This window comes from Citrobacter sedlakii, assembly GCF_018128425.1.
In the GTDB taxonomy this organism is placed as follows: Bacteria; Pseudomonadota; Gammaproteobacteria; order Enterobacterales; family Enterobacteriaceae; genus Citrobacter_A; species Citrobacter_A sedlakii.
In genome coordinates, this window is the sequence record NZ_CP071070.1 from 1,543,632 (window position 1) to 1,558,693 (window position 15,062).

Consider the following 15,062-nt stretch of genomic DNA (forward strand, 5'->3'; position numbering starts at 1 on the left):
ATTTTGGTGAATATAAATGCAATTTGTAAGCGCGTTTTTTATGCCGGTTTCAGAATTTGCTACCGCACCGTGGGGGATTTTTAGGCAAAAAAAATCCGGATGCTTGCACATCCGGACGATATTAACCCCCTTACTCGCTTAAGTGGCGAGAGGGGGAAAGCGATTAGCCCTGCTGGGAAGACTGAATCGCGGTCAGTGCGATAGTGTAGACGATATCGTCTACCAGCGCGCCACGAGACAGGTCGTTCACCGGCTTGCGCATACCCTGCAGCATCGGCCCGATGGAGATCAGGTCGGCTGAACGCTGTACCGCTTTGTAGGTGGTGTTACCCGTGTTCAGATCCGGGAAGATAAACACGGTAGCGCGACCGGCAACCGGGGAGTTCGGCGCTTTGGATTTCGCCACGTCAGCCATTACCGCCGCGTCGTACTGCAGCGGACCGTCGATCATCAGGTCAGGACGTTTTTCCTGCGCAATGCGGGTCGCTTCACGGACTTTCTCTACGTCGCTACCTGCACCAGAGGTACCGGTAGAGTAGGAGAGCATCGCCACGCGCGGTTCGATACCGAAAGCAATTGCCGATTCAGCGGACTGAATGGCGATCTCAGCCAGTTGCTCAGCGGTCGGATCCGGGTTGATCGCGCAGTCGCCGTAAACATATACCTGTTCTGGCAGCAGCATAAAGAACACGGAAGAAACCAGGGAGCTACCCGGTGCGGTTTTGATCAGCTGCAGAGGCGGACGGATAGTGTTCGCGGTGGTGTGAACCGCACCGGACACCAGACCGTCAACTTCATCCTGCTCCAGCATCAGCGTACCGAGCACCACGTTGTCTTCCAGCTGTTCGCGGGCAACGGTTTCGGTCATGCCTTTGCTCTTACGCAGTTCGACCAGACGAGCGACATAGCTTTCGCGAACCACTTCCGGGTCAACGATTTCAATGCCGGCACCCAGCTCAACGCCCTGAGAAGCGGCAACGCGGTTGATTTCATCCGGGTTACCTAACAGTACGCAGGTTGCGATACCGCGTTCAGCGCAGATCGCCGCCGCTTTCACGGTACGCGGCTCGTCGCCTTCCGGCAGGACAACACGCTTACCGGCTTTACGCGCCAGTTCGGTCAGCTGATAGCGGAACGCCGGCGGAGACAGACGGCGGCTACGCTCGGAGGTCGCGGTCAGAGAGTCAATCCAGTCAGCGTTGATGTAGTTAGCCACGTATTCCTGAACTTTCTCGATGCGCTCGTGATCGTCAACCGGCACTTCCAGGTTGAAGCTCTGCAGGCTCAGGGAGGTCTGCCAGGTGTTGGTGTTCACCATGAATACCGGCAGGCCGGTCGCAAATGCGCGCTCGCACAGTTTAGAAATGCGCGCGTCCATTTCGTAGCCGCCGGTCAGCAGCAGGGCGCCGATTTCCACGCCGTTCATCGCGGCAAGGCAGGCGGCAACCAGCACGTCAGGACGGTCTGCGGATGTGACCAGCAGAGAACCGGCGCGGAAGTGCTCCAGCATGTGCGGAATGCTGCGCGCGCAGAAGGTCACAGATTTCACGCGACGGGTGTTGATATCGCCTTCGTTGACGATTGTCGCGTTCAGGTGACGCGCCATGTCGATCGCACGGGTGGCGATCAGATCAAAGCTCCACGGCACCGCGCCCAGAACCGGCAGCGGGCTGGATTCTTGCAGTTTAGCCGGATCAACTTTGATCACCTGCGCTTTTGACGAGTCGTCAAAAATCTCGGACAGATCCGGGCGAGTACGGCCCTGCTCATCCACCGGCGCGTTCAGTTTATTAACGATAACGCCCGTGATGTTGGTGTTTTTAGCGCCGCCGAAGCTGCTGCGCGTCAGTTCGATACGCTCGTTCAGCTGTTCCGGCGTGTCGGTACCCTGAGACATGACGAAAACGATTTCCGCGTTCAGCGTTTTTGCGATTTCGTAGTTCAGAGACTGCGCGAACTGGTGTTTACGGGTCGGAACCAGACCTTCAACCAGTACAACTTCCGCGTCTTTGGTGTTCGCGTGGTAGTTCGCGATGATCTCTTCCATCAGCACATCTTTCTGATTGCTGGACAGCAGAGATTCAACGTGGCTCATCTTCAACGGTTCAGCCGCTGGCAGATTGGAGTTCGCGCGAACGATAGTGGTGGTCTGGTCTGGCGCATCGCCGCCAGCACGCGGCTGAGCGATAGGCTTAAAGACGCTCAGACGAACGCCTTTGCGTTCCATAGCACGGATGACGCCGAGGCTGACGCTGGTCAGGCCGACGCTGGTTCCGGTAGGGATCAGCATAATAATTCGGGACACGATTTATCCTCTTTCGTTACCGCCGACATCGGCGGGTGACAAAACAGCACCGCCAGCATGGTGGCTGGCGGTGTGGTATCAGGCAGTCAGACGGCTCGCGTCTTGCGCGATAACCAGTTCTTCGTTGGTTGGGATCACCACTGCAGGACGGGTGCCTTCTTTGTTGATGAAGCCAGATTTACCGAAGCGTGCGGCCAGGTTACGTTCGTGATCGACTTCAAAGCCCAGCACGCCCAGTTTGCCCAGAGACAGTTCGCGAACCATCGCGGCGTTTTCACCAATGCCCCCGGTGAACACGACAGCGTCCAGACGACCTTCCATCAGCGCGGTGTAGGAGCCGATGTATTTCGCCAGGCGGTGGCAGTAAACGTCCATCGCGCGCTTAGCGTCTTCTTTGGTCGCGTAGTTGTCTTCGACATAACGGCAATCGCTGGTCACTTCGGTCAGACCCAGCAGGCCGGACTCTTTGGTCAGCATCTTGTTGATCTGGTCAACGCTCATGCCCAGGGTGTCGTGCAGGTGGAAGATAATCGCCGGATCGATATCGCCGGAACGGGTACCCATCACCAGACCTTCCAGCGGAGTCAGACCCATAGAGGTATCAACGCACTTGCCGTTACGGATAGCGGAAACGGAACCGCCGTTGCCCAGGTGGCAGGTGATGATGTTCAGTTCTTCAACCGGCTTGTTCAGCATTTTTGCCGCTTCCTGAGTCACGAAGAAGTGGCTGGTGCCGTGTGCGCCATAACGACGAACGCCGTGTTCTTTGTACAGGCTGTACGGCAGGGCATACAGGTAAGATTCTTCCGGCATCGTTTGGTGGAACGCGGTGTCAAACACGGCGACGTTCTTGTCTTTCAGCTGCGGGAAGGATTTCAGTGCTTCGGCGATACCGATCAGGTGGGCCGGGTTATGCAGCGGTGCAAAAGAGGCGGAATCTTTGATACCCTGAATCACGGAGTCATCAATAACGACGGAGCTGGTGTACTTCTCGCCGCCGTGTACGATACGGTGACCGATTGCAGTCAACTGCGCAGACAGTTCTGGTTTTTGTGCCAGAATAGTATTAACGATAAAGTTCAGCGCTTCACTGTGAGCGGCGCCTGCGCCTAAAGCCGCTTCTTGTTTACTGCCGTCCATTTTCCATTTGATACGGGCTTCTGGAAGATGGAAACATTCGGCTAAACCAGAAAGGTATTCTTCACCATTAACTGCATCGATGATTGCAAATTTCAGTGAGGAGCTACCGCAGTTCAGAACCAGTACTAACTTACTCGACATGGAAGTACCTATTATTGATACGTGGCTAAAAAAACGTCAGGGAGCCATAGAGCGTAGCGCAGTGTGACGCTGACATTTATGATTAACATCATGCGCAGTTGTCTTTTTTGGCATGATGGAAGAAATACCTATGAGTCTATGCCATTTTGCGTATTTTTCAGCCAATGGCATACTATATGTCAATTTGACGACTCAATACTTTTGGACTACAGGCCAATGACAGGCCGCTACAGGATACCTGATAGTGGGTAGCAATGACAAAATGTTTTGAACGTTGTCCCTCATAGTTGTTGTTTTGCACAATTTTTTGAATTTTTATATGTGAAGTTGAGGTAAGCCATGTCGACGCCGGATCACCGCTCCGTAAATTTTTTCAGCCTTTTTCGCCGGGGGCAGCACTACTCGAAGACGTGGCCGATGGAAAAGCGCCTTGCGCCCGTCTTTGTGGAGAATCGCGTTATTCGGATGACCCGCTACGCCATCCGCTTTATGCCGCCGATTGCCGTCTTTACCCTGTGCTGGCAAATCGCCCTCGGCGGTCAATTGGGACCGGCCGTCGCCACCGCGCTGTTCGCGCTCAGTTTACCCATGCAGGGGCTGTGGTGGCTGGGTAAACGTTCCGTTACGCCGCTACCGCCTACAATTTTGAACTGGTTTTACGAAGTCAGGGGCAAATTACAGGAAGCCGGACAGGCGCTGGCCCCGGTTGAAGGCAAGCCGGACTACCAGGCGCTGGCTGACACGCTTAAGCGCGCCTTCAAACAACTGGATAAAACTTTCCTTGATGATTTGTAATTGACCCCGGATTACGCATATAAAAGAAGGCATATTGATGCCTTCTTTTTTTTCACTTTTTTCACCGCAGTAGAGTGATACAGGAGTCCCAAATGGAAATGACCAACGCTCAACGTCTTATTTTGTCTAACCAGTACAAAATGATGACCATGCTCGACCCGACCAACGCCGAGCGTTATCGTCGCCTGCAAACCATTATTGAACGCGGCTATGGCCTGCAAATGCGCGAACTGGATCGCGAGTTTGGCGAGCTTAAAGAAGAGACCTGCCGCACGGTGATCGACATCATGGAGATGTACCACGCGCTGCATGTTTCCTGGGCTAACCTGAAAGATGCGCAAAGCATCGACGAACGTCGCGTGACCTTCCTCGGCTTCGACGCCGCCACAGAGGCGCGTTACCTCGGCTATGTTCGTTTTATGGTCAATGTCGAAGGACGCTATACCCATTTTGACGCCGGCACGCACGGCTTCAACGCGCAAACTCCCATGTGGGAGAAGTACCAGCGCATGCTGAGCGCATGGCACGCCTGCCCGCGTCAATACCACCTGAGCGCCAACGAAATTAACCAAATTATCAACGCCTGAGGAGGTACACGTGCAGTGTAAAGGCTTTCTGTTTGATCTGGATGGAACGCTGGTCGATTCACTCCCCGCCGTCGAGCGAGCATGGTGTAACTGGGCCGATCGTTTTGGCCTGGCGCACGATGAGGTACTCGGTTTTATTCATGGCAAGCAGGCGATTACCTCGCTGCGTCATTTTATGGCAGGTAAGCCTGAAGCGGAAATCGCCGCTGAGTTTACGCGTCTGGAGCAAATTGAAGCCACGGAAACGGCCGGCATTACTGCGCTGCCGGGGGCGATTGCCTTGCTCAACCATCTGAATAAATCCGGGATCCCGTGGGCGATTGTCACCTCTGGCTCTATGCCCGTTGCCCGCGCCCGCCATCAGGTGGCAGGGCTCCCCGCACCGGAGGTTTTTGTGACCGCCGAGCGTGTCAAACGCGGCAAGCCGGAACCGGACGCCTATCTGCTGGGCGCGCAGCTGTTGGGCCTGGCGCCCCATGAATGTGCGGTGGTGGAAGACGCGCCTGCGGGCGTGTTATCGGGCTTAGCGGCTGGCTGCCATGTTATCGCCGTTAATGCTCCGGCAGACACCCCACGTCTGGCGGACGTCGATTTTGCGCTGACCAGCCTCGAGCAGCTTTCGGTGACGAAACAGCCGAAGGGCAATGTGGTTGTACTCAGCAATACCTGATCATGATTTCGCCCCGGCTTGTCGGGGCTTTTTTATGGCAGAATCATGCCATCTTCTCATCTGACAAGGATAGGTTGTGAACGGTGAATTGATTTGGGTTCTTTCATTACTGGCTATTGCCGTAGTGTTATTTGCGACGGGCAGAGTGCGTATGGACGCGGTTGCTTTGCTGGTCATCGTGGCGTTTGTTTTGAGTGGAACGCTGACCCTCAGCGAAGCCTTTTCTGGCTTTAGCGATCCGAACGTGGTGTTGATTGCCGCGCTGTTTATTATCGGCGACGGGCTGGTGCGTACCGGCGTCGCCACTGTTATGGGCACCTGGCTGGTTAAAATGGCTGGCAGCAGCGAAATCAAAATGCTGGTGCTATTGATGCTGACCGTGGCCGGGCTGGGCGCCTTTATGAGTTCCACCGGAGTGGTTGCCATTTTTATCCCGGTGGTGTTAAGCGTCTCCATGCGTATGCAAACCTCGCCGTCGCGCCTGATGATGCCGCTCAGTTTTGCCGGGCTTATCAGCGGCATGATGACGCTGGTGGCGACGCCGCCAAACCTGGTGGTGAACAGCGAACTTCTGCGTGAAGGGTTTAGCGGATTCAGTTTTTTCAGCGTCACCCCCATCGGGCTGGTGGTCCTGGTGCTGGGTATTTTCTATATGCTGCTGATGCGCTTCATGCTGAAAGGCGATCCACAGGCGCAGCAGCGTGATGGCTGGAAACGCCGCACCTTCCGCGATCTGATCAAAGAGTACCGTCTGACCGGGCGAGCGCGCCGGCTGGCGATCCGCCCCGGGTCGCCGATGATTGGTCAGCGCCTTGACGATCTCAAACTGCGCGAACGCTACGGCGCTAACGTGATTGGCGTCGAGCGTTGGCGGCGTTTTCGCCGGGTGATCGTAAACGTCAATGGGGTATCTGAATTTCGTGCGCGTGACGTTTTGTTAATTGATATGTCCGCCGCCGATGTCGATCTGCGGGAGTTCTGTAGTGAACAACTTCTGGAGCCGATGGTGCTGCGCGGCGAATATTTCTCCGATCAGGCGCTGGACGTTGGCATGGCGGAGATCTCGCTGATTCCAGAATCGGAGCTGATCGGCAAGTCGGTACGAGAGATCGGCTTTCGTACTCGCTATGGGCTGAACGTGGTTGGCCTGAAGCGTGACGGCGTGGCAATCGAAGGATCGCTGGTCGACGAACCGCTACTGATGGGCGACATTATTCTGGTGGTCGGTAACTGGAAACTGATCGGGATGCTGGCAAAGCAGGGACGAGACTTTGTGGCGCTGAACCTGCCGGAAGAGGTGAGCGAAGCATCGCCCGCGCACAGCCAGGCGCCGCACGCCATTTTCTGTCTGGTGCTGATGGTCGCACTGATGCTGACCGATGAAATCCCGAACCCCATCGCGGCGATTATCGCCTGTCTGCTGATGGGCAAATTTCGCTGTATTGACGCCGAAAGCGCCTATAAAGCGATTCACTGGCCAAGCATTATCCTGATTGTCGGCATGATGCCTTTCGCGCTGGCGCTGCAAAAAACCGGCGGCGTCGATCTGGTGGTGAAAGGACTGATGGACGTGGGCGGCGGCTACGGGCCGTATATGATGTTGGGCTGCTTGTTTGTACTGTGCGCCACCATTGGCCTGTTTATCTCGAATACGGCAACCGCAGTGCTGATGGCGCCTATCGCGCTGGCAGCGGCGAAATCAATGGGCGTATCACCCTATCCGTTTGCGATGGTGGTGGCGATGGCGGCATCCGCGGCATTTATGACGCCGGTCTCTTCGCCGGTCAACACGCTGGTGTTAGGACCGGGGAACTATAGCTTCAGCGATTTCGTGAAGCTTGGCGTACCGTTTACCGTTATCGTTATGGCGGTGTGCGTGGTGATGATCCCCATGCTGTTCCCGTTTTAACCGCAAGCCCGTCATGCCGGATGGCGGTCAATAACCGCGCCATCCGGCAAACCTTACAACGGTGAATCCTGACTGATCTCATCCAGCGACAAATGGAAACTCGGCACGAAGACCGCCATAAAATAATCCATTTCCGGGCTGCGACGGGACGCAAGCGTTTTTTCCAGCCGCGTTTTCGCCAGCAGAAACTCATTATTTCCCGCCGACAGTTCTTCCAGACATTTCAGGTAGGCGCAAAGGGCGTCGGCCTGCTTAACTATCGATTTTTCTTCATCGCTGTAAGCGTGTTCGTCAATCAGCGGCGCGAAGATATCCCGCAATTCGTCGGGCACCATATCCACCAGTTTCTGCTGGGCAATTTTTTCAATGGCTTTATATTCCTGCGCAATCTGCGAGTTGAAATATTTAACCGGCGTCGGCAGATCGCCGGTGAGTACCTCTGACGCATCATGGTACATCGCCAGCAGCGCAATACGTTCGGCATTCACCTGACCGGCAAATTTGCGATTTTTGATCGCCGCCAGCGCATGCGCCACCATCGCGACCTGTAGACTGTGCTCAGAGACGTTTTCCGTACGCACATTGCGCATCAAAGGCCAGCGGTTAATAAGTTTGAGGCGGGAGAGGTGGGCAAAAAAATGACTCTGCTTCATAGCGACCTTTTCGAGTTAACAACCTGAACGTCATTGTGTGCAGAGAAAGGGGGCGGATGCAAATACTCTTCAACGAGGCATTGCATCCGACCCGGGGCAGATTACAGCTGGTGATAACCTGACAGGAAGCGGGCAAATTTATTTAGCGACATTTCGATATCATCAATGCGCGGCAGGGTGACAATACGCACGTGATCCGGCCACGGCCAGTTAAATGCGGTCCCCTGCACCAGCAGCACTTTTTCCTGCAGCAGGAAATCGAGCACCATTTTTTGGTCGTCATGAATATTGAAACGTTTTGCGTCGATTTTCGGGAACATGTACAGCGCGCCGCGCGGCTTCACGCAGGAGACGCCTGGGATGTCGTTGATCAGTTCCCATGCGCGGTTGCGCTGCTCATAAAGACGACCTCCGGGCATGATAAATTCGCTGATGCTCTGATAACCGCCCAGCGCGGTTTGAATGGCGTGCTGGGCCGGAACGTTGGCGCAAAGACGCATCGAGGCCAGCATTTCCAGTCCTTCAATGTACCCTTTAGCGTGCTTTTTCGGCCCGTTGAGCACCATCCAGCCCTGACGGAAACCGGCAACGCGGTAGGTTTTGGACAGGCCGTTAAAGGTGACAGTCAGCAGATCCGGCGCCATGGCGGCAATGGAGTGATGCTCTGCATCGTCATAGAGAATTTTGTCGTAGATCTCATCGGCAAAAATGATCAGGTTGTTCTGGCGGGCGATCTCGACGATCTCCATCAACAACGCTTTGGAATAGACAGCGCCGGTGGGGTTGTTTGGGTTAATGATGACGATGCCTCGGGTGCGCGGGGTGATTTTCGCGCGGATGTCGTCAAGATCCGGGAACCAGTCAGAAGATTCATCACAAAGATAATGCACGGCGTTACCGCCGGAGAGCGCGACCGCCGCCGTCCACAGCGGATAATCCGGCGCGGGCACCAGCATTTCATCCCCGCTATTCAGCAGCGCCTGCATCGCCTGAACAATCAATTCAGAGACGCCATTACCGATGTAGATATCTTCAACAGTAACGTCACGCATCCCGCGCGCCTGATAATGCTGCATGATGGCTTTACGCGCGGAGTAAAGGCCTTTCGAGTCGGAATAGCCCTGTGCGGTAGGCAAATTGCGGATCACGTCGACCAGAATTTCATCGGGCGCGTCAAAACCAAAAGGGGCGGGGTTGCCAATGTTCAGTTTAAGAACCTTATTGCCTTCTTCTTCAAGACGTTTCGCTTCTTTCAGAACCGGACCGCGGATGTCGTAACAGACATTATCTAATTTGCTGGATTTTTCTATGGGGGACATGAATCTTGACCTTTAAGCTGTTATCGCCACTCCCTGCCGTGGAAGTCAGCTTGAAACAATGTACTCCCCCAGCGGTGCGTTTTGAAGGCTTTACAGAAGAAGATTTTGCAAAATTGTGAAGTGAGAATCTGCTGTCAATGACTGAAATTACCATTTTTTGTGGTTTTATATTCTGAATTTTTATTTTTATGTGGTTTTATAAGCTAAATTATTGGCGGTAATGGGGCTTATTCTGTTGTTTGAAAAATAACGCGACGGCGTGAAGAAGAAAAACGTTGCGTCTCTGTTATTTGCATAATTCGTAAATAGTGAACGATTAATCCTGAAGCGTGTTTATGGCCGGCGGGTGATACCGTTAGCTGTAAAACTAATGTTAAGCAAGGTTTATGATTGCCTCCAATTCATATTAATTATTATTTAATATTTAAAAAGGCTTTACGTAACGCGTTATTATTAATGAGGTAGTTTGCCGAACCTAACAAATCTTTGCATCAGATTATTCGCATTAAGGCTTATAAATAAAGTGGTTTTAGGTTAAGATACAAGGGACGAATGACGTGCGGTCCGCATTATTTGCTAATATTCAGGACGGATAAATGTGGCTAACTTACTGCCATATATGCTTATTTCTCGTTGATGTATGCTCGGCTCTTTTCTTGTTCTTACCATTTTGGCATCAGCTCGGGTAGAAATCCGCGTTCACTTAATAGGTGAGGCCGTTCTTGATGAAATATCCTGAGAAATTGCGTCAGGTATTATTACTGAAGAAAGGGAGTAGCATTTCACCCGTCACATGATATACATATTTACTTTCACCCTGTTACATCGGGATATCCTGCTAAGGAAGCGCATTACAAACGGAATTGCTTGTTTTTGTATGCACAGCATTAACGAGCTCAAAATGAGCCGCCAGTAAGTGAAAAATTATGATAAACGCAAATCGTCCGATAATTAACCTCGACCTCGATCTGCTGAGAACATTTGTTGCTGTTGCCGATCTGAACACTTTTGCAGCAGCAGCTGCTGCGGTGTGTCGTACGCAGTCGGCGGTGAGCCAGCAGATGCAGCGTCTTGAGCAACTCGTAGGAAAAGAACTTTTCGCTCGTCACGGTCGTAACAAGCTGTTGACGGAACACGGCATTCAGCTTCTGGGCTATGCCCGGAAAATCTTACGTTTCAACGATGAGGCGTGCTCATCTTTGATGTTCAGCAATCTTCAGGGGGTATTAACAATCGGCGCCTCTGATGAATCTGCCGACACCATTCTGCCTTTTCTTCTGAATCGCATTAGTTCGGTTTATCCGAAATTAGCGCTGGATGTCAGGGTGAAGCGTAATGCCTATGTCGTCGACATGCTGCAGTCGCAGGAAGTCGATCTGATCGTGACCACCAATCGTCCCACTTCTGTGGACTTTCTGACGTTACGCACTTCACCTACCCACTGGTATTGCGCGGCGGAATATGTGTTGCAAAAAGGCGAACCGGTACCGCTGGTGCTACTGGACGATCCCAGCCCTTTTCGCGATGTGGTGCTAAAGACCCTGAACGCCGCGAACATTCCCTGGCGTCTGGCTTATGTGGCCTCTACGCTGCCGGCGGTTCGCGCGGCGGTGAAGGCCGGTCTTGGCGTAACGGCGCGTCCGGTTGAAATGATGAGCCCGGATCTGCGTGTGCTTGGCGCCGTGGACGGTTTACCGCCGCTGCCCGACACCGAGTATCTGCTCTGTCGCGATCCGGCCAGTCAGAATGAGCTGGCGCAGGTTATCTTTCAGGCGATGGATTCCTGGCAAAATCCCTGGCAATACAGTTCGATTACCCCGGAAGGGGGAGATGACTCGGTGCTGGTCGAAGGGGACTTCGAGTAACGCTTTGCGTTCAACGGTTAAAAATTGTGTTTGTAAAAAAGAGCCACTGAAGATGAAAAAACATCCAGTGGTTCTTTTTTTGTACTAATATCGTTAACGGGCAGGAGAAAAAGGGCAAAATTCCTCAAAAATCAGCGAGTAGAAATCACGCTTACCCATTGCGCAAAAAACACGCTAAAACCGAACCGCTGTTTTTGCATGTTAAAAAAAGCGAGAAATTGTTGCTGTTTTTTATGGTGAATTAACAAAAGCGTGTCACAGATCAAGAAAATACTCCCTTTTAGGGGAAGGCATTTGCCCTAATTCCTGTCAAAATAGGCGCGCTTTTTTCCTTTACCTCACTACGGACACGATTCAACAACCTCGATTTTAGGCAGTGAGTCGATCGACACGGCGCTAAAACGCATTAAATGTTAAGGTTGTTGTTGTCATGTAAATTAATGTGAGGAAACTTTTGTTAAAGTTGACAAAAGGTTATAGAAAGGAGTAAAAAACCCCATCAATTGGCTGTGTAAAACGATTTTCTACAGTGATTGTAAGGTTTTTTTTATTCCTCCCCATGAATCGATGTGGCGTTCATCTGCCGATAAGAGCAGAGAATTTGGCGCTACTTTTGATGAGTAAGCAATGAGTATGTCAACATCCACTGAAGTCATCGCTCATCACTGGGCATTCGCTATCTTTCTTATTGTTGCCATTGGCCTGTGCTGCCTGATGCTCATCGGCGGTTGGTTTTTAGGCGGTCGCGCACGCGCGAGGTCAAAAAACACCCCGTTTGAATCAGGTATCGACTCGGTCGGCACCGCCCGCTTACGCCTGTCCGCCAAGTTTTATCTGGTGGCCATGTTCTTCGTTATCTTCGACGTTGAAGCGCTGTATCTGTTCGCATGGTCAACTTCTATTCGCGAAAGCGGCTGGGTTGGCTTTGTGGAAGCTGCAATTTTTATTTTTGTGTTACTGGCAGGTCTGGTTTATCTGGTGCGTATTGGCGCGCTGGACTGGACGCCCGCGCGTTCACGCCGCGAGCGTATGAACCCGGAAACGAACAGTATCGCTAATCGTCAACGCTAACCGCGAGGCATTAAGATGGATTATACGCTCACCCGCATAGATCCTAACGGTGAGAATGACCGTTACCCCCTGCAAAAACAGGAGATCGTAACCGACCCCCTGGAGCAAGAAGTCAACAAAAACGTGTTCATGGGCAAACTGCATGACATGGTTAACTGGGGGCGTAAAAACTCTATTTGGCCGTACAACTTCGGCCTTTCCTGCTGCTACGTTGAAATGGTGACCTCGTTTACCGCCGTGCATGACGTGGCGCGTTTTGGCGCGGAAGTATTGCGTGCGTCGCCGCGTCAGGCTGACCTGATGGTAGTGGCAGGCACCTGCTTTACCAAAATGGCGCCGGTGATTCAGCGCCTTTATGACCAGATGCTGGAGCCGAAATGGGTGATCTCCATGGGCGCATGCGCTAACTCCGGCGGTATGTACGATATTTATTCGGTTGTGCAGGGGGTCGACAAATTTATCCCTGTGGATGTTTACATCCCGGGTTGCCCGCCTCGTCCGGAAGCGTACATGCAGGCGTTAATGCTGTTACAGGATTCGATCGGCAAAGAGCGCCGTCCGCTCTCCTGGGTGGTGGGCGATCAGGGCGTTTATCGCGCCAACATGCAGTCAGAGCGCGAGCGTAAGCGCGGCGAACGCATTGCAGTAACCAATCTGCGTACACCAGACGAGATTTAATTTGCGCCTGTCGGCAGCAGCGTATGACTTCGCTAATTATTAGATAGACACAAAATCGTTCAGGTCTGAAAGATGAGTGGATAAATCGCGCGAAGCTCTGTCGACAGTCACCACGGACCATTTGCAATGGTGAACAATATGACCGACTTAACCGCGCAAGACGCCGTATGGCAGACCCGGGACCACCTTGATGACCCGGTCATTGGCGAACTGCGCAACCGTTTTGGGCCGGATGCCTTTACCGTTCAGGCGACTCGCACCGGGGTACCCGTTGTTTGGATCAAGCGTGAACAATTACTGGAAGTGGGCGATTTCTTAAAGAAACTGCCGAAACCTTACGTCATGCTGTTTGACTTACACGGCATGGACGAACGTCTGCGCACGCACCGCGAAGGGTTACCCGCCGCGGATTTTTCCGTTTTCTACCACCTGATTTCCATTGAACGCAACCGCGACATCATGCTCAAGGTGGCCTTGTCTGAAAACGACCTGCACGTGCCGACATTTACCAAAGTGTTCCCGAACGCGAACTGGTACGAGCGTGAAACCTGGGACATGTTTGGTATTGAGTTTGACGGTCACCCACACCTGACACGTCTGCTGATGCCGCCGACCTGGCAAGGGCACCCGCTGCGTAAAGATTACCCGGCGCGCGCCACCGAATTCGATCCGTTTGAGCTGACCAAAGCGAAACAGGATCTGGAGATGGAAGCGCTGACCTTCAAACCGGAAGACTGGGGCATGCAGCGTGGTACCGAAAACGAGGACTTCATGTTCCTCAACCTCGGTCCAAACCACCCGTCTTCTCACGGTGCTTTCCGTATCGTTCTGCAACTCGACGGTGAAGAGATCGTCGACTGCGTGCCGGACATCGGCTACCACCACCGTGGCGCTGAAAAAATGGGCGAACGCCAGTCCTGGCACAGCTACATTCCGTATACCGACCGTATCGAATACCTCGGCGGCTGCGTCAACGAAATGCCTTACGTGCTGGCGGTAGAAAAACTGGCGGGCATCACCGTGCCGGATCGCGTCAATGTGATCCGTGTGATGCTCTCAGAGCTGTTCCGCATTAACAGCCATCTGCTGTATATCTCGACGTTTATTCAGGACGTCGGCGCAATGACGCCGGTCTTCTTTGCCTTTACCGATCGTCAGAAAATCTATGACGTGGTTGAAGCGATCACCGGTTACCGCATGCATCCGGCGTGGTTCCGCATCGGCGGCGTTGCGCACGATCTGCCGCGCGGGTGGGAAAAACTGCTGCGTGAATTCCTTGACTGGATGCCGAAGCGCCTGGCCTCGTACGAAAAAGCCGCGCTGCGTAACACCATTCTGAAAGGCCGTTCCCAGGGCGTTGCCGCCTATGGGGCGAAAGAGGCGCTGGACTGGGGCTGTACGGGCGCTGCCCTGCGCGCAACCGGTATCGATTTCGATGTGCGTAAAGCGCGTCCGTACTCTGGCTATGAAAACTTCGACTTTGAAGTGCCGGTGGGCGGCGGGGTCTCCGACTGCTATACCCGCGTAATGCTGAAAGTGGAAGAGTTGCGCCAGAGCCTGCGTATCCTTGAGCAGTGTCTCAATAACATGCCGGAAGGCCCGTTCAAAGCGGATCATCCGCTGACAACGCCGCCGCCGAAAGAGCGCACGCTGCAGCATATCGAAACCCTGATCACCCACTTCCTGCAGGTGTCCTGGGGACCGGTCATGCCAGCGAATGAATCTTTCCAGATGATCGAAGCGACCAAAGGTATTAACAGTTATTACCTGACCAGCGATGGCAGCACCATGAGCTATCGTACCCGTATCCGTACCCCGAGCTATGCGCACCTGCAGCAGATCCCGGTGGCGGTACGCGGCAGCCTGGTGTCCGACCTGATCGTCCATCTGGGTAGTATCGATTTTGTTATGTCAGATGTGGACCGCTAA

The 15,062-nt window shown here is 53.3% G+C and carries 12 protein-coding genes; 8 read left to right on the forward strand and 4 right to left on the reverse strand.

All coding sequences use genetic code 11. The features are described 5' to 3' along the window. Positions 1-163 precede the first annotated feature (163 nt). Both pta and ackA read right to left on the reverse strand, forming a co-directional pair. On the reverse strand, positions 164-2,305 hold the full coding sequence (gene pta, locus JY391_RS07375) for a phosphate acetyltransferase (RefSeq protein WP_042290703.1): 2,142 nt from the start codon (positions 2,303-2,305) through the stop codon (positions 164-166). Positions 2,306-2,383: 78 nt separating this feature from the next. Next, positions 2,384-3,586 (reverse strand): acetate kinase, encoded by a 1,203-nt coding sequence (ackA, locus tag JY391_RS07380; RefSeq protein WP_042290701.1) that lies wholly within the window; start codon positions 3,584-3,586, stop codon positions 2,384-2,386. A 339-nt stretch (positions 3,587-3,925) separates the two neighbouring features. On the opposite strand from ackA, the gene yfbV reads away from it, so the two are divergent. The 4 genes from yfbV (at position 3,926) to JY391_RS07400 (ending at position 7,547) form a co-directional block, all read left to right on the forward strand. Next, the gene (gene yfbV / locus JY391_RS07385) at positions 3,926-4,381 is read left to right on the forward strand and encodes a terminus macrodomain insulation protein YfbV (RefSeq protein ID WP_042290699.1); all 456 of its coding nucleotides are present in this window, start codon (positions 3,926-3,928) and stop codon (positions 4,379-4,381) included. A gap of 92 nt (positions 4,382-4,473) precedes the next feature. Beyond that, positions 4,474-4,968, forward strand: a complete 495-nt coding sequence (locus JY391_RS07390; RefSeq protein ID WP_042290698.1) for a YfbU family protein — start codon at positions 4,474-4,476, stop codon at positions 4,966-4,968. A 10-nt stretch (positions 4,969-4,978) separates the two neighbouring features. After that, the gene (locus JY391_RS07395) at positions 4,979-5,638 is read left to right on the forward strand and encodes a sugar phosphatase (protein ID WP_042290696.1); all 660 of its coding nucleotides are present in this window, start codon (positions 4,979-4,981) and stop codon (positions 5,636-5,638) included. A gap of 76 nt (positions 5,639-5,714) precedes the next feature. After that, positions 5,715-7,547: an SLC13 family permease gene (locus tag JY391_RS07400; RefSeq protein WP_042290694.1), complete on the forward strand. Its 1,833-nt coding sequence runs from the start codon at positions 5,715-5,717 to the stop codon at positions 7,545-7,547. A gap of 53 nt (positions 7,548-7,600) precedes the next feature. On the opposite strand, the gene yfbR is transcribed toward JY391_RS07400, so the two are convergent. Further along, positions 7,601-8,200 carry a 5'-deoxynucleotidase gene (gene yfbR, locus JY391_RS07405; protein ID WP_042290691.1) on the reverse strand — a complete coding sequence of 200 codons (600 nt, stop codon included), beginning with the start codon at positions 8,198-8,200 and terminating at the stop codon, positions 7,601-7,603. A 101-nt stretch (positions 8,201-8,301) separates the two neighbouring features. Then, positions 8,302-9,519 carry an alanine transaminase AlaA gene (alaA, locus tag JY391_RS07410; RefSeq protein ID WP_042290688.1) on the reverse strand — a complete coding sequence of 406 codons (1,218 nt, stop codon included), beginning with the start codon at positions 9,517-9,519 and terminating at the stop codon, positions 8,302-8,304. A gap of 926 nt (positions 9,520-10,445) precedes the next feature. Here alaA and lrhA point away from each other — a divergent pair. From lrhA to nuoC, 4 genes are all read left to right on the forward strand, one after another. After that, positions 10,446-11,384, forward strand: coding sequence for a transcriptional regulator LrhA (gene lrhA, locus JY391_RS07415; protein WP_042290686.1), 939 nt, complete (start codon positions 10,446-10,448; stop codon positions 11,382-11,384). Between the two features lie 627 nt (positions 11,385-12,011). Then, entirely contained in the window at positions 12,012-12,455 is a 444-nt protein-coding gene (gene nuoA, locus JY391_RS07420) for an NADH-quinone oxidoreductase subunit NuoA (RefSeq protein WP_042317806.1), read from the forward strand. Between the two features lie 15 nt (positions 12,456-12,470). After that, on the forward strand, positions 12,471-13,133 hold the full coding sequence (gene nuoB / locus JY391_RS07425; RefSeq protein ID WP_003028075.1) for an NADH-quinone oxidoreductase subunit NuoB: 663 nt from the start codon (positions 12,471-12,473) through the stop codon (positions 13,131-13,133). A 126-nt stretch (positions 13,134-13,259) separates the two neighbouring features. Next, positions 13,260-15,062 (forward strand): NADH-quinone oxidoreductase subunit C/D, encoded by a 1,803-nt coding sequence (gene nuoC / locus JY391_RS07430; protein WP_082636826.1) that lies wholly within the window; start codon positions 13,260-13,262, stop codon positions 15,060-15,062.